The 12,897-nt window shown below is 46.2% G+C and carries 21 protein-coding genes and 1 pseudogene; 11 read left to right on the forward strand and 11 right to left on the reverse strand.

What is annotated here, in order from left to right; all coding sequences use genetic code 11:
- Nucleotides 1-27: 27 nt before the first annotated feature.
- The 10 genes from BTJ39_RS13375 to BTJ39_RS13405 form a co-directional block, all read right to left on the reverse strand.
- Nucleotides 28-1,299 (reverse strand): site-specific integrase, encoded by a 1,272-nt coding sequence (locus BTJ39_RS13375; RefSeq protein WP_078003198.1) that lies wholly within the window; start codon nucleotides 1,297-1,299, stop codon nucleotides 28-30.
- Nucleotides 1,272-1,460, reverse strand: coding sequence for an excisionase (locus tag BTJ39_RS13380; RefSeq protein WP_078003199.1), 189 nt, complete (start codon nucleotides 1,458-1,460; stop codon nucleotides 1,272-1,274). Before BTJ39_RS13380 ends, BTJ39_RS13375 begins: the two co-directional genes overlap by 28 nt.
- A gap of 72 nt (nucleotides 1,461-1,532) precedes the next feature.
- Nucleotides 1,533-2,030: a siphovirus Gp157 family protein gene (locus BTJ39_RS13385; protein WP_078003200.1), complete on the reverse strand. Its 498-nt coding sequence runs from the start codon at nucleotides 2,028-2,030 to the stop codon at nucleotides 1,533-1,535.
- Entirely contained in the window at nucleotides 2,027-4,081 is a 2,055-nt protein-coding gene (locus BTJ39_RS13390) for a hypothetical protein (RefSeq protein WP_078003201.1), read from the reverse strand. The genes BTJ39_RS13385 and BTJ39_RS13390 overlap by 4 nt, the downstream gene beginning before the upstream one ends.
- Nucleotides 4,082-4,095: 14 nt before the next feature.
- Entirely contained in the window at nucleotides 4,096-4,395 is a 300-nt protein-coding gene (locus tag BTJ39_RS13395; protein WP_078003202.1) for a hypothetical protein, read from the reverse strand.
- Between the two features lie 144 nt (nucleotides 4,396-4,539).
- The gene (locus BTJ39_RS24880; RefSeq protein WP_158233129.1) at nucleotides 4,540-4,692 is read right to left on the reverse strand and encodes a hypothetical protein; all 153 of its coding nucleotides are present in this window, start codon (nucleotides 4,690-4,692) and stop codon (nucleotides 4,540-4,542) included.
- Between the two features lie 70 nt (nucleotides 4,693-4,762).
- The gene (locus BTJ39_RS25415; protein WP_139356351.1) at nucleotides 4,763-4,936 is read right to left on the reverse strand and encodes a DUF1482 family protein; all 174 of its coding nucleotides are present in this window, start codon (nucleotides 4,934-4,936) and stop codon (nucleotides 4,763-4,765) included.
- Nucleotides 4,937-4,958: 22 nt separating this feature from the next.
- Nucleotides 4,959-5,153, reverse strand: a complete 195-nt coding sequence (locus BTJ39_RS13400) for a hypothetical protein (protein ID WP_078003203.1) — start codon at nucleotides 5,151-5,153, stop codon at nucleotides 4,959-4,961.
- A gap of 262 nt (nucleotides 5,154-5,415) precedes the next feature.
- Nucleotides 5,416-5,625, reverse strand: coding sequence for a hypothetical protein (locus BTJ39_RS24580; protein WP_139356352.1), 210 nt, complete (start codon nucleotides 5,623-5,625; stop codon nucleotides 5,416-5,418).
- Nucleotides 5,626-5,931: 306 nt separating this feature from the next.
- On the reverse strand, nucleotides 5,932-6,339 hold the full coding sequence (locus BTJ39_RS13405) for a helix-turn-helix domain-containing protein (protein ID WP_206744994.1): 408 nt from the start codon (nucleotides 6,337-6,339) through the stop codon (nucleotides 5,932-5,934).
- A gap of 493 nt (nucleotides 6,340-6,832) precedes the next feature.
- Between BTJ39_RS13405 and BTJ39_RS13410 the strand changes: the two genes are divergently transcribed.
- The 8 genes and pseudogenes from BTJ39_RS13410 to BTJ39_RS13440 all read left to right on the forward strand — a co-directional run bounded on the left by BTJ39_RS13410 (nucleotide 6,833) and on the right by BTJ39_RS13440 (nucleotide 11,037).
- The gene (locus BTJ39_RS13410) at nucleotides 6,833-7,129 is read left to right on the forward strand and encodes a DUF1364 domain-containing protein (protein ID WP_078003205.1); all 297 of its coding nucleotides are present in this window, start codon (nucleotides 6,833-6,835) and stop codon (nucleotides 7,127-7,129) included.
- A gap of 86 nt (nucleotides 7,130-7,215) precedes the next feature.
- Nucleotides 7,216-7,905 (forward strand): bacteriophage antitermination protein Q, encoded by a 690-nt coding sequence (locus BTJ39_RS13415; protein WP_078003220.1) that lies wholly within the window; start codon nucleotides 7,216-7,218, stop codon nucleotides 7,903-7,905.
- Between the two features lie 133 nt (nucleotides 7,906-8,038).
- Nucleotides 8,039-8,524: a hypothetical protein gene (locus BTJ39_RS13420; protein WP_241825910.1), complete on the forward strand. Its 486-nt coding sequence runs from the start codon at nucleotides 8,039-8,041 to the stop codon at nucleotides 8,522-8,524.
- Between the two features lie 114 nt (nucleotides 8,525-8,638).
- Nucleotides 8,639-8,869: a hypothetical protein gene (locus BTJ39_RS24585; protein ID WP_139356353.1), complete on the forward strand. Its 231-nt coding sequence runs from the start codon at nucleotides 8,639-8,641 to the stop codon at nucleotides 8,867-8,869.
- A gap of 423 nt (nucleotides 8,870-9,292) precedes the next feature.
- A complete protein-coding gene (locus BTJ39_RS13425; protein WP_078003206.1) occupies nucleotides 9,293-9,523 on the forward strand; it encodes a ParD-like family protein in 231 nt (76 codons plus the stop codon).
- Nucleotides 9,498-9,828, forward strand: a pseudogene (locus BTJ39_RS13430) (type II toxin-antitoxin system RelE/ParE family toxin). Before BTJ39_RS13425 ends, BTJ39_RS13430 begins: the two are co-directional and overlap by 26 nt.
- Before the next feature lie 637 nt (nucleotides 9,829-10,465).
- The gene (locus BTJ39_RS13435) at nucleotides 10,466-10,759 is read left to right on the forward strand and encodes a DUF4406 domain-containing protein (protein ID WP_078003207.1); all 294 of its coding nucleotides are present in this window, start codon (nucleotides 10,466-10,468) and stop codon (nucleotides 10,757-10,759) included.
- Nucleotides 10,760-10,779: 20 nt separating this feature from the next.
- Entirely contained in the window at nucleotides 10,780-11,037 is a 258-nt protein-coding gene (locus BTJ39_RS13440) for a hypothetical protein (RefSeq protein WP_078003221.1), read from the forward strand.
- A 155-nt stretch (nucleotides 11,038-11,192) separates the two neighbouring features.
- Here BTJ39_RS13440 and BTJ39_RS13445 read toward each other — a convergent pair whose 3' ends face one another.
- A complete protein-coding gene (locus BTJ39_RS13445) occupies nucleotides 11,193-11,546 on the reverse strand; it encodes a hypothetical protein (protein WP_078003208.1) in 354 nt (117 codons plus the stop codon).
- Nucleotides 11,547-11,698: 152 nt separating this feature from the next.
- Between BTJ39_RS13445 and BTJ39_RS13450 the strand changes: the two genes are divergently transcribed.
- Genes BTJ39_RS13450 through BTJ39_RS13460 form a run of 3 tightly spaced genes read left to right on the forward strand, consistent with a single transcriptional unit; the run spans nucleotide 11,699 to nucleotide 12,841 of the window.
- Nucleotides 11,699-12,040 (forward strand): phage holin, lambda family, encoded by a 342-nt coding sequence (locus BTJ39_RS13450; RefSeq protein ID WP_078003209.1) that lies wholly within the window; start codon nucleotides 11,699-11,701, stop codon nucleotides 12,038-12,040.
- Nucleotides 12,027-12,440, forward strand: coding sequence for a structural protein (locus BTJ39_RS13455; RefSeq protein WP_078003210.1), 414 nt, complete (start codon nucleotides 12,027-12,029; stop codon nucleotides 12,438-12,440). Before BTJ39_RS13450 ends, BTJ39_RS13455 begins: the two co-directional genes overlap by 14 nt.
- A 2-nt stretch (nucleotides 12,441-12,442) precedes the next feature.
- Nucleotides 12,443-12,841: a lysis system i-spanin subunit Rz gene (locus tag BTJ39_RS13460; RefSeq protein WP_078003211.1), complete on the forward strand. Its 399-nt coding sequence runs from the start codon at nucleotides 12,443-12,445 to the stop codon at nucleotides 12,839-12,841.
- The last annotated feature ends 56 nt before the right edge of the window (nucleotides 12,842-12,897 follow it).

Below are 12,897 nucleotides of genomic sequence, written 5' to 3' on the forward strand. Positions count from 1 at the left end.
CCATTTTCTTCTTTATTTTTCAATGTATTAAGCTCTCTTCTTTATTTCTTGGGGCGCTATTGGGGCTTTTTCATCATGCCCCATCGCTTCCAGCGATTCCCAAATCCGTAAATTTTCCGCGCCACTTTCATTTTCCATCCAGCGGCCATATACACGGATTAACATCGAGTAGTCAGCGTGACCCATCTGTTTAGCGATAAATGCAATGTTACCGTGTGCCGTCAGATTCCAACACGCGAATGTATGCCGGAGTTGGTAAACAGTCCTGTAGCGGATCCCTGAGCGCCGTACTATGTTTTGCCACAACACTCGTATGCTAGTTGTTCGGTACAAAATATTAAACTGATTATTTCTGCATGTCGTCGCTGGTAAGAATACAGGGTGAATATCAATATCCTCTGGTTTTTTATGCAGTTCTTCCATTTTTATCCGCAATGCGGGAAGCATCGCAGTAAATTTTCTCTGATCTGACAGTGCGGCCACTGCTGGAGGAGAAAGCTGAATAGTTCGGATTTCATCAGTTTTGGGGTTTTTCATCTGGCCATCTGAGTATGCCCTTGAAACGGTCAGCGTTTTTTTAACCAGATCGACATCTTCCCAAGCCAAGGCGCTGACTTCGCCGGGGCGCATACCGGTATAAACCATCAGAGTTATCATGTTTCGATGGGATTCATGTGTACATGCAGCCTGAGTTCTCTTGAATTCTTCGAGAGTAAAGGGAGCCGGGTCTGAGGTTGACTTTTTAGCCGGACGAAGCTCATCAGCTAAATTATTTCTGGTGTATCCATTTTGTTCAGCGAAGCGTAAGAATCCCCGCATTGCTGCCATGTAATGGTTTGTGGTACTTGCTGCACGGGTGTTAAGTAATTCAGAACGCAGGCGCATTATGTCCTCAGGGTATATTGCATCGATCAGACGTGAAGGGCCGAGTATGCGCAGGCACTGGTCGAATGCAATATCGTACCGACGCTGTGCAGCATGACCGATGTCAGTATATTTCAACACTTTGTATTCGTCGCATAGTGCATTTAGACGAATACCTGACCTTTTGCAGCGTCCATCAAATTGTAAGGCTCTTTCAGATTTAGGGAAGTGTGCGGGGTATGAAAACACCCCGCTCTTTATTTCATGGTTGATGGCGGCTAATTTACCAGCAGCATACTTTATATTTGATTTTGTTGGGGAGAGGCCAAGAGACTCCCTGCATCTCTGCCCTTTATAGTGAAATGTGATCCGCAATGATTTTCCGTGGATGGCTACTCCCCGTGGCATTACTGAATCGGTTTGCTTTCCGCCCATCGATCAAACTCCTCAAGATTAATTACCTTCCTGTTATCTGGAGCACGTCGCCAGATCCTTCCTTCTGCCCATACCCCTTTATTGATTTTTTCGTATATCGCTGATCGGCTGTATCCCGTGAGTTCGGCTGCTCTTTCAATACGCACCCATTTATTAATCATTGGTCATACCTCGATACGACTGGCCAACAGGTTAACGCGCTGGCCGGTGTGGTTTTGATTTCTAAAAATCAGTTAGCGAACTGCGAGTGAAGGTGATCCTGTTTCAAGATGAGCACCTGGAATTTCAATGCCCTCCTTGATTGCTTTTTTAATTTTGGCTTTATCCGGGGCGACAATAGTTTCCACATCGACATACTCATCGGGGATAGCGTTTTGGTTGTCGATAATCACACTTACTGAACCCGGTTTAACGGAGAAGGTATTGAAATCAGTTTTTAACGATTTCTTATCAGCGGCGATTAGACATTGCAGAGCGTATTTTTTCAGGCTGGCTGCATAGGTACTGAAGTGTTTCTCCCGTTGAGCGATTCGCTCACGCTCTACCTTGCACGTTGCCGCCTGGCCTTCGTACTCACGCATTAAACCCATCATGCCATCAAGTTTATCGGCCAGCGTACCTTCAAGACCTTCAAACGTATCAGCCAGCATTTCAGGTGTCAGCTCGTCAGATTCCTGGGACAGTTCGAATAATTTACGGATATCTGCTGCCAGTGAAATAGCTGTAATCATGATTGCGGCTCCAGTTCTGCAATACGTTTTTCGGTCAGCTTGTGAAGGCTGAGAAGACGCTTTTTCAGGTAATCGGAATGCTGGATATCGCCGGTGCTCTCGGCATTCTTACGATGAACGTCAACTTCCCGGGCCATCGTTTCATATACCTTTTTGGCTTCATTCGGCGTAACTGCACTTTCGATGGTATTGGCGACTTCGGTAATTTTTTCGTCGAGTGTTTTACGGAGACGTACTGTATCCCCGGCTTTTTCACCGGCATTCTCGATGGCGAATTGAGCAGCGTTTTCCTGGCGATACTGCTGATCGTCAAACAGACCCAGGAATACATCAGCAGAGGAGCCGAGCTGAGAAAGTGCCTTTTTGGTTGCGTCTGTCAGTGATTTTTTTGGCGCTTCGCCGTCGCTGATAAGCCCGTTTTTTGTGTTGTAAATATAGGGAGTACAGCCATAGGCAAAAATTTCGCCTTGTTTACCATCCAGCACGTACCACAGGCGTACTTTTGTTGTGTGGTTTACTTCGGTCAGGTAGCCACCGGCCCCATCAGGGATCACTTCTTTTACGAAGCTACCATCTGCACCTTTAACAGAGCGCATAATGGGTGCGCCATTATCAAAACGCTCTTCCAGAATCTCAATTTTCCAGTTGATACCCTGGGGACCGAGTACCCTGGTAGCCTGCATCACCATGTAGGTGCCGTTAATCGATGTGCCACCGCCATTCGTTGCAAATGCTTTGGTGAATCGTTCGTCGGTTCTGTGGAGCTTGCGCCAAAGACTGAGGTTGTCCTGAATATCCTGAGGTTGATCCGCAATTTCTTTTTCAACCAGTCTTGCACGCTGTTGGAAATTGTCGGCGGCAATGTCACAAGGCGCAGTAACCACCACACGGGTAGCTTCCGATATTTTTACTTGTTCATCAGAGTGCTCTGTTACTGGTTTTCCTGCTTCATTTGGAGCGTCGGTATCGTTTGCTGATTCATTGGTCGAACCAGTCAGGCCGTCAATGCTGAATTTCCCACCACCCAAATGACGTACTTTCGTTTTTTCCCCTTCATTTGAGGTGGCTTGCGGCGTACCCTCAACTTCTTGTTTCTCGTCGCCACGGACGGGTTGGATGGTATCCTCAAAAACCATACCACAGCGTTCTGTAAGGAATTTGCGAATGTATTCCTTACGTAAAGCAGCATCGGTAGCGAATGTATCGGACTTCATACCAGCGGATACCAGATCGAAAATTGTTTCATCATCGACATCCAGAATATCTACGATAACCCGCAGTGACGCGCTCCACATTCGCCAGGTCTGATCTCGGCCATTGATAAGCGCACGGGCATTCTTCACGTCAGAAGCTTTGGCATCGGCGCGTTTAACACTGTTAAGTGCTAATGCTATTACCAGATCAAGCAAGTCGTAGGTACGACGCTCGGTTGATTCCCGCTCTCCGGGTCTTGTTGCTACCCATTGTTCAGCAAACGCCTGTACATCATCGGGGTTGTCATCCGGTGGCGTTCGGGCGCGGAGGGCGGTAAGCAAATTATCAACGGATGCAGGGAACATATTTTTAACGGCGGTAACGCGGCAAAGGCCATCTATCACCGCGCGAATATCTTCCGGTGCTTCTTCGTCATTCAGCATGTCGTAGGCGTTTGACAAATACTCCTGATTTACAGTTTCCGGCACTGCGCCATACATGACGATATAGGCAATTCGCACATCAGCAGGGAGATCGAAAATAACGGCAGGTTCTTTGTTATTTGGATCTTCTGCTACTATTGAATTAAAACATTTATTTTCTTCATTCCATGTATGATTTGACATCCACTCTTCATCGAATTCATTAAGAGATGGATGCTCTACGCCGTCACGATGAAGACTAATTTTAGGTTTGAAGTAGTTATTTCCTGAGTCTGGAAAACTTTCTTCTAATGCGACAGAGGCTTTCATTTCGGCCAGCTTTTCATTTTTAGCCTCAACTGCAATAGCAAGTGCTACGGTTCCGTTGGGTAATGCTGACTTCTTTGGTATGAATCCACAAATATATAATGCCATTGGTCATTCCTCGCTTATTTATTTTCTATGCTGCGTAATGTCTGAATTTGTTCATCAATTAGTCGGATTTTCCCCTCTGTTTTATTAGCAATATCTGCTTTCATTTTCTCCATACTTTCAATTTCAGCATGCGTTAAATCCATAGAGGGTATATCCACCGATACTTCATGAGTGGTTAGAAGAATGGTCAGAGTTTTATCATTATAAGATGGTTCATAATCAGTAATTCGGATGTGAAATTCATTTTCCCATGAAAACTTTTCAGCAATTACGAACAGTTTTTTCTTAATTTGGGATGGGAGTGCTGCTTGCATGCTAACCTCGTGATGTTATAATCGTCGTGTCCAGTGGTGGAAGCCATTGGTCATACCTCGCTGGGGCCGGTTTGGTCGCTGGCTCCGCCGTCACCGGGACGTTAAGCCGGTAGACTGGCCCGCCTTGTGCGGGCCTTTTTACGGCTACTCTTCCTCGCCGCCAATCGCTACGCTAATTTCGTTAGCGAGTGATAGCCCATCATTGCCTACCTCATCGCAATGTTTAACAAAGTCACTCCATTGGGAATCGATAAATTGACGTAATACTGTTGATTGAAATTCATTAAGTTCAAACATATCTTTATTCCTGTATATATTCGTGTTTATAAAACCTCACACATTAACGCCTATGAACATGTAAAGGGATTTATTCCTTATGGATGACACTTTCTACTTCGTAACAATTTCCGTTAAAAATACGCATCTCATAAATAACAGTTTCACACTCCTCTTTAGACTCATAAGTTTCATAAATTGCGTCTTTGCATGTTTCATGCACTGGACATGTGTAGACAACTAATGCAAATAGGAGTTGTTGCATATATTCCCCTGGTGTTGGGATTTTAATGTGTTCCTGCTAACTCAAATTCTTTGGGAATATGCATTGATTCAAATTCTCGCCTTACAGCTTTTACATTGCCGACAGGCTGAAAGTGATAACGCTGATTTATGTAGTTATAAGATCCGAGCCATACGGATCCAGTACGGTTGTTACGTAACTGAACCTGTTTACCGCTGTTAGGAATAATACTTGGCATTGGTCATACCTCGTTGCTTGGGTATTTAGCTAACTGTGGGCGGTAATCATGGACTTTATGCACACAGCGATAAGCGGTCGGTTCTCCGTCCCCACAGTCGGCTAAATTTGTTTAAAATATGCCGGGAATTTTAGCCACGCCCGGCGCGTGGTATCCTCTTAGTCACTACTACCAAAGAGGAAATTTTATGTCTGATACAACAAACCCTTTAACTAACCCCGAGCAGGGAAGCCTGGCTATCCACGCGATGCAGCCAGTGCATTTACTCTCCTGATGGATCACTACCGTTCTGAATTGACTCGGATCCAGCAGGAGAATAAAACTCAATAAATGCATCTCTTATCTCCTGGGCCAGTGATTTTGCTGGCTCGTTTCTATTAGTTTCAACTAGCCCCGGACGCGGCGAGTACTTATCTGCAAACGTCTTAACTGCAATAACTTGGATTTCCAGTGGCAACTCTATGAAATTCATAATTCCCTCATCTCGATAAATTTAACATTGGTCATACCTCGCCCGTCTTGCCGGACCATCAGAACATTTACCCTTATCAGCCTGCTGTGCCGTATTTCTCGCGATTCATCCGGTGCTTCGTATGCCACCGGCAGCTACTCTCGTGGGCTTTCCTTGCCTTATCGCATTAGCTGCTTGCCGTTGATGGGGTTAACTTACAAGAGTAATTTGTTAAGATCAAGGTTAAATTCCAAGAAAATGTTTGTTTTTTTGGGGCGGATATAAAAAAACCGACAATTTGTCGGTTCTAACTAACTATCGATTTTTTTATTTTGTTTTATTTTTCAATGCAATAAGTTCTGAGAGAAGCCTTTCATACTCTTTAACTTTTTCTTCAAATAGTCTAACCATATGATCCTTTTCTGCTTCTGGCATTTGTTCAAACAGCTCAATTAACCGCTCTTGGCGGGCATCCAAGATTTTTCCCGGAGAGCTTATTTGCAAAGCCTCGGTGGTTTCATCTGCGGCCATAAAGAACCAATGCTCAGGGAGACCAGTTAAGTTCGACAACTTAGCCAGATTTTTCCCCCTGGGGGAGCTGCTTCCTTTAACCCACTGTTGAACCGCCTGTGAGGATACGCCGAGTTTTTTAGCAAGATCAGTTTGGCTCCAGCGGCGTTCATGCAGAAGCTGGTTGATTCTAAAGGATGATGTTTCTTTGGTTGTGTCTTTCATAGCGAGCATTTTACAAGAACACCTTGATTTTATCACTGTAAAAGTATCTTGATTAAATAATTAGTTTCTTGTAATTTGATTGGTGTTCACCGAGAGGACTTATCAATGCAAGAACACGCAAAAACAAAAATCAGTGGGTTAGCTACCCAGACACAAATTGCTAAAAAAATAGGGGTTAAGCCACAAGCAGTTATCCCCCGCGTAAATCAGAACCGGAGTTGATCTCCCCCTTTGAACCCTATACTTGCGATGCTCCGATGTGTTCTGGCTGTGCCACAAACGCCGGGTGTTACCGCATCTGTATGCGTGGTCATAAACGCGGTTGCAGCCACGATACGAATGATTATTGCCCTGCAAGTGCCGTGTTACCGCGTACCAACCGCCGCATTATTCACACGCCAGAGCAGGCTGGTACGATCCGTGCCGCTCATTGGCTGAGTGTCCCGACTGAGTACCAGAAACGCCAGCGAATTATCCAGGGGGGAGGTCAGCAATGTCTCGATCTGTGAATTTTCGAAAGGAAGCCTGCGGGCGTGAATGCCAGATAAGAATTCCGGGTATTTGCAGTTTTAATCCTGAAACTACAGTACTGACTCACTATCGTCTGGCAGGAACCTGCGGCATCGGGTGTAAGCCAGATGATACACAGGCTGCCTGGGGATGTGATTGCTGCCACGCGGCGGTTGATGGACGGATTAAAACCGATTACACCCGTGAAGAGCTTCGCCTGTTCCACGCTGAGGCAGTTTTGCGCACTCAATCCATTCTAAGAAGTGAAAGCAAGTTATGAGCACTGAAACCAAAACCGAACTGATGAGCATAGTGGCATCCCGACACCTTTCAGCCACGGGTTATAACGTCCGTGAGGAAGAGGTAATGAGTGCACAGTTTCTGGAATATATACGGCAAGAGATTATTACAGCTACCGCTGATTTAAGCGGCGCAACAAAAGGGCAGATGATGGCCTGGCTGGAGCATGCGCAGTATGACACCGACCGGTATAAGCGAAAAAAAATGCGTGTCCGGGATGAGGTAACCGGGAAAATAATTTCCCTGGATAATCCGCCGGTTCCCGGTAAGCAATCCCACGCAAAAGGCTCTCATATCCCGCTGGTGCAGCCTGTTGAGTTTTCAACAGCATCATGGCGACGGGCGGTGATGGTGCTGGAAGAACATCAGAGGGCCTGGCTGCTGTGGAGTTACAGCGGGAATATCCGCTGGGAGCACCAGGAAACAATCACCTGCTGGGCGTGGGCAGAGTTCAGAGCAAAACTGGGCACGCGTAAGATTGCGGGCAAAACAAGGGAGCGTCTGAAGGCTCTCATCTGGCTGGCAGCGCAGGATGTACGAAAAGGCATTCATGGCGAAGAGCAATACACTGGCGTCAGGATGGCTGAGTTAACTGGCATGGACGAGAAGAACTGGTATAAGACATTTGGCGGTCACTGGGATGCAATTAAAGCTATATTCACAGCTCTTGACGGCGATGCTCTGTACACATTAACGCGATCACGTTCACAACAAAAGGCAGCTAATTACAACCAAACTATTGCAAAAGTAGAATAAAAGGCATACATTTGAATCTAATTTGATATTTTGTCAGAGTTGTAACCAACCCGTCATCGAGCGGGTTTTGTCGTTTCTGAACCAAGTTCTTTTACACTCGTAAATTGTGTGGTTTAAGATAAGGTGCATTATCATGCTAATTCCGTTTAAAAATTGTCTGGTGAATGGCATGGACACGACATTTAAAGATCTGAAAGAAAAATACCTGAAGTTAATTGAGACACAGTGGCAACTTCGTGAGCGCTTGCAGGATAAAGCGGGTGATTTGTTGCGAGAATATGCGGAATCACTATCCCTTCCAGCTAACTCCTGGACCGACTCCCAAGGGAAAATTCATCCATATGTTGAAGTAGGCGTATGGTCCGTGCCTGGCAAATTTGAGGTAACTCCACTTCCTCGTTTACAAATGGATGAAAATTACAGCCTGAACTTTGTGATTGCTACAACGTTGGATGATTCGCCTATGACCGGAGGTTACAGACATGGAGTGAGCATTTCTCTTCGATACGAGTATGTGTTCCTCTATGCATCCATTGGGTCAGGCGATGACACAGTGCAGTTGCAGGTATCACCAAAGCCGGGGGGTTCTTCGAAGTTTGCGCGGCAATTAAGCAACTAATCAATATTTCTATCGACAGGGCTACACCTGTAGTCGCGCTTGTCTGATTTATAATTGATTTATCATAGAAATCCGCCACTGTGCGGGGTTTTTTATCTACGGGGAACTACATTTATGGGCAGGTATCGCTTATCTTCTGAAAGTCCAGAGCAAAGCCTCATACATGAAAATTTTTTGCTTTATAGCAAATGCTCAGGATATATGCTGGCGAAGGCATGCTTTGAGCCAAACGGAAAGTTTGAAACGTTCATCTCATCAATGGCTGGAGTTATTGTTCCGATTTTCCCCGAAGATTTTGAGGCATGGATAGTTCTGGATCGTCAGCCTGCTCAGGTAGTGATTTGATGAAATCAGCAAATAGATCTTTGTCTTTTTTACTGACTGTTCGTTGAGCATTAATTTTTGCAAACAACGGGGCAAGATTTGTTTGCGTAAGAAATATTTTTGAGCGATTGAGTCTGTCAGCGATAAATGAAATCCGTTCGTCTAGCCGGGATATTATTCCTAACAGTTGAAGTTGCGTGCGTTGTTAAAGCGCCAAATCGAAAAATTAGCCCCGGCAGAAATGTGTGGGGCTTTTTCTGGAACTCTGGCGTAGATGGTTCGATTCCATCGGGTTCCACCAATTTTAAAAGCCGCATGATACCTGCTTGTTAAATCCGCTTCCTGATGTTGCGTGGCGCGACAAAATATCGCATAATGAGCTTGCGCTTTTCTCAGCGTATGCGTCCGCCCCGCATGTAATACAAATCCCGAGAGAGGTTCGCCATGGCAGTAAGCATTCGTTTAGACGATGATTTCGTTGAAGACGTAAGGGTTCATGCTGATGCTGAAAGTCGCAGTGTTCCGAAGCAGATTGAGCACTGGGCAAAAATTGGACGGATAGTGGAAGACAACCCTGACCTGCCATACAGCTTCATCAGCGAAACCTTACTGGCTCAAAGCGAAGTCAGTAAAAATAAGGTAACGCGTTATGTCCGAAGGACCACAGGCAAGTGATATTGATGTTTACCAGAGCCGCCGTTTTGAAAAGGTGCTTAATAAACTCCCTGAATCACTGCTGCGTGTAGTTGAAGATGAGATTGAAAAAAATCATCCGTAACCCGTTACTGGGTGAAAAAAAGAAAGGTGATTTAAGCTATCTTCGGGTGCATAAGTTTCAGCTTAATAACCAGCTTACCTTGCTGGGATACAGTTGGGTAGAAGACAAAATTGAGTTATACCTGCTAAGTCTGGGTTCTCATGAAAACTTCTATCAGGAACAGAAGAAACAACGCAAAACCGATTTAAAAACTATCGGTTAACCAACACTAAATTAAAAAGGCTGCCTGCGGGTGGCCTTTTTCATTTCACGCCCTGCCAGTTTGCCTGGTATATGACCGTCTCTTATTGATATGAACAGAATTAACACCGGAAGTGAATTAATTAGCAGCGTTGGTATATTTGATGCTAATTATAATGATGTTATCTTTATGTAATCATTGTTTGATGGTTATACCTAAGTATGGGTTCCGCTTACGCTTTGGGGCAGGTGGCGTACTTAAGTAAATGCGACTAATATAATTTTACTTATAAAAAAATCCCCGCAGTCATAACGTCCGGTCAGACAGTAGATGAAAGCGGGGTGCCACATTGGCCAACACCAGGGAAATGCTATGTACTGCGGGAGTAATATTTACTCTTTTTGAAACGTCAGTAAAGTTAAAAGTTAAGCAGAACTGATCATTTTCAGCAGTTTATTAAATTTTATATCTCAGCATTCAGGATTACTCATTGATAAGGCTCATTTTTTGTGGGCTTTTTTGATTTCGTGTCAGAATTCAGCCGCCGGTAGTTAGCTGCGGCAGCAGGTTATCCGCTGACGCTGTTTACCCCCATCAATATCGCGACCATGACAGCCCGGGTACATGCCCGGGCATTTTTATTTCAGGAACCCGCCGCATGAAAACCTATATTGCCGGCCCGATGACCGGGCTGCCCGATTATAACCGTGCTGCATTTTTCGCAGCGGCCGCGGAAATTACTGCATCCGGTGATATTCCGCTGAATACCGCATTTTTACCCGACGGGCTTAGTGACGCTGATTACATGGCGATTTCGCTGACGATGCTGCAATGCGCCGATGCGATTTATCTGCCTGACGGCTGGCGTGGTAGTGCTGGCGCACGCGCTGAATATGCTCTGGCTGAAAAGTTGGGGATCGAAGTGCTTTTTCAGGAACTAAAGCCGGAATAATGTTTATACAGGAGGAGCAGATGAACCCACATCATCATCAACTAAATTTGAAGCCTGTAACCTGGGACTCGAAAGTTAAAGGTTTTACACTGTATGTTGAGAGTGAAGACACCTGTGTAGCGATAACTGCGCTTGAAAATGCCTTATCACAGCTTAAAAGCGGAGATGCGGCATTTAAAGAAAACGGTGCGATGGTTGGTAACGTCAGGGTAAGTTATAGATATCCCCATCGTCTCCATTGTGCAGCGAAAGGTCTTTACTGGGACGAAGATGACTAATCAGCAATTTCCGCGCCGATAGTTACTGGCAGGGGGCAGATGAATTCCCAGACTGGCTCTGAGTTATAAGTACCTCCTGACCAGTAAAGGTTCATTGTGTTGGTAAATCCCAGAACCGTATGGTTATTATGTAATAGCGACATGTCACCGCGATGCTAGTTATCTGTATGGATCGCGAAAATTTTATCGGATGGTTTTCCGTCCGTAAGTCGAAACTTTCTGGCTTTTTCTACACTATCCCATGCAAAGAGTGATGTATATTGAGATGGTTTTTCTGGGCAGACTCCCCTTCGATAAAACTCAAGTCCCCAGTCAATAAATTCGCTTTTTTTGTGAATTCTTGCGCCATTGTTAATGAAGTAGCTTTCTCCTTGTGGAGCAAGTCCACAAGGGAAAAGTTTGTCTACCAGCGATGACATTTCAGCGGGACTGATATCAGTGAATCGCTTAGGCATAACGACATCGCCTGTTGAGTATACTCCGCGACGGTCAACCATAAATAATTCCATTTAATTCTCCATATTTGATGTGGTTACTTTTGACGATTTAACGATATCAGATACGGTAATACGCCGCCAGACGCCATCTGGCACCACTTCGGGGCTGCGCTGATGCGTGGCCTTTTTTATTTTAACGGCACCACCCGTCCGGGAGGTGGAGAATGAAAATGCACAATAACCCTCCTTCCTGGCCGGGCCTGCTCGAGCTTTTACAGGGCTGGTGGCGGGGAGAGACCCCAATGGGTGCGGTACTCATGGCCGTAATCATGGCAACACTGCGCATTGCCTACACGGGCGGAGGCTGGAAGAAGATGATACTGGAAGGACTGCTGTGTGGTGCGCTGACGCTGACGTTTGCTTCCGCGCTGGAGTATCTGGAATGGCCGAAATCCATCTCAATTGCGATAGGTGGCGGCACTGGTTTTATTGGTGTGGATGCTTTTCGCGCTTTCGCACTGCGTTTTATTGGTAATCGTTTAGGTGTGGACAATGACAACAGGTAGAGGCATTCGCAACAACAACCCGGGCAATATCCGCCGTGGCGACGACTGGAAAGGACTTATCCCGGCATCACAGTGTACGGACAAATCATTCTGCCAGTTCACCGCGCCGGAGTACGGCATCCGTGCGATGATTATCATTCTGCGCAACTACCAGCGTAAGCACGGGCTGAAAACCATCAGCCAGATAATCAGTCGCTGGGCGCCACCGGATGAGAACGACACGCCGGCGTATATCAGCAGCGTGGCGATGGCAGTGGGTGTCGGGGCGGACCAGCCGGTTGACGTGACGGACAGCCGGGTAATGGTCCCGCTGCTGGAGGCTGTCATCAGACACGAAAACGGGAGCCAGCCGTACGGCTTCGATGTTTTCGTTAAGGCAACTGACCTGGCCGGGGTCTGAAAATGCTCAGCGTGAAAGGGTGGACTGCCGTGGCTGCCGGCTGGCTGATTTTCATTCTGTCTGCCGCCGCGTGGCACTACCGCGATACTTATCACCATGCTCTCGAGAGGCAGCGTGAACTGGTGCAGCTGTCAGAGGCCAGACTGAGCACAATAAACACCATGCAGCGTCAGCAGCGCGAAGTGGCAGAGCTTGACGCCAGATACACCAGGGAATTGACCCATGCCAGACTTGAAAATAATCGCCTTCGTGACGATGTTGCCGCTGGCCGTCGCCGGTTGCGCATCAAAGGCACCTGTAAGTTGCCCGAAACCTCCCCCAGCTCCGGCATATTAGACGTCAACTACTCAGGCCGGTACGCGTCAACTATTCTGGCCGCCTTTCAGTTACTTCTTAACTGACTGCTGGGTTACTGCTTTCGACGTTTTCTTTCTGTAGCTTTCTCCTGTTACCTCGA

Source organism: Izhakiella australiensis (genome assembly GCF_002006995.1).
GTDB lineage: Bacteria > Pseudomonadota > Gammaproteobacteria > Enterobacterales > Enterobacteriaceae > Izhakiella > Izhakiella australiensis.

Bases quoted from the DNA above. Each gene is read 5' to 3' on its own strand.
- BTJ39_RS13375 (WP_078003198.1), bottom strand. From the start codon at position 1,299: ATGGGCGGAAAGCAAACCGATTCAGTAATGCCACGGGGAGTAGCCATC.
- BTJ39_RS13380 (WP_078003199.1), bottom strand. From the start codon at position 1,460: ATGATTAATAAATGGGTGCGTATTGAAAGAGCAGCCGAACTCACGGGA.
- BTJ39_RS13385 (WP_078003200.1), bottom strand. From the start codon at position 2,030: ATGATTACAGCTATTTCACTGGCAGCAGATATCCGTAAATTATTCGAA.
- BTJ39_RS13390 (WP_078003201.1), bottom strand. From the start codon at position 4,081: ATGGCATTATATATTTGTGGATTCATACCAAAGAAGTCAGCATTACCC.
- BTJ39_RS13395 (WP_078003202.1), bottom strand. From the start codon at position 4,395: ATGCAAGCAGCACTCCCATCCCAAATTAAGAAAAAACTGTTCGTAATT.
- BTJ39_RS24880 (WP_158233129.1), bottom strand. From the start codon at position 4,692: ATGTTTGAACTTAATGAATTTCAATCAACAGTATTACGTCAATTTATC.
- BTJ39_RS25415 (WP_139356351.1), bottom strand. From the start codon at position 4,936: ATGCAACAACTCCTATTTGCATTAGTTGTCTACACATGTCCAGTGCAT.
- BTJ39_RS13400 (WP_078003203.1), bottom strand. From the start codon at position 5,153: ATGCCAAGTATTATTCCTAACAGCGGTAAACAGGTTCAGTTACGTAAC.
- BTJ39_RS24580 (WP_139356352.1), bottom strand. From the start codon at position 5,625: ATGAATTTCATAGAGTTGCCACTGGAAATCCAAGTTATTGCAGTTAAG.
- BTJ39_RS13405 (WP_206744994.1), bottom strand. From the start codon at position 6,339: ATGAAAGACACAACCAAAGAAACATCATCCTTTAGAATCAACCAGCTT.
- BTJ39_RS13410 (WP_078003205.1), top strand. From the start codon at position 6,833: ATGTCTCGATCTGTGAATTTTCGAAAGGAAGCCTGCGGGCGTGAATGC.
- BTJ39_RS13415 (WP_078003220.1), top strand. From the start codon at position 7,216: ATGAGTGCACAGTTTCTGGAATATATACGGCAAGAGATTATTACAGCT.
- BTJ39_RS13420 (WP_241825910.1), top strand. From the start codon at position 8,039: ATGCTAATTCCGTTTAAAAATTGTCTGGTGAATGGCATGGACACGACA.
- BTJ39_RS24585 (WP_139356353.1), top strand. From the start codon at position 8,639: ATGGGCAGGTATCGCTTATCTTCTGAAAGTCCAGAGCAAAGCCTCATA.
- BTJ39_RS13425 (WP_078003206.1), top strand. From the start codon at position 9,293: ATGGCAGTAAGCATTCGTTTAGACGATGATTTCGTTGAAGACGTAAGG.
- BTJ39_RS13435 (WP_078003207.1), top strand. From the start codon at position 10,466: ATGAAAACCTATATTGCCGGCCCGATGACCGGGCTGCCCGATTATAAC.
- BTJ39_RS13440 (WP_078003221.1), top strand. From the start codon at position 10,780: ATGAACCCACATCATCATCAACTAAATTTGAAGCCTGTAACCTGGGAC.
- BTJ39_RS13445 (WP_078003208.1), bottom strand. From the start codon at position 11,546: ATGGAATTATTTATGGTTGACCGTCGCGGAGTATACTCAACAGGCGAT.
- BTJ39_RS13450 (WP_078003209.1), top strand. From the start codon at position 11,699: ATGAAAATGCACAATAACCCTCCTTCCTGGCCGGGCCTGCTCGAGCTT.
- BTJ39_RS13455 (WP_078003210.1), top strand. From the start codon at position 12,027: ATGACAACAGGTAGAGGCATTCGCAACAACAACCCGGGCAATATCCGC.
- BTJ39_RS13460 (WP_078003211.1), top strand. From the start codon at position 12,443: ATGCTCAGCGTGAAAGGGTGGACTGCCGTGGCTGCCGGCTGGCTGATT.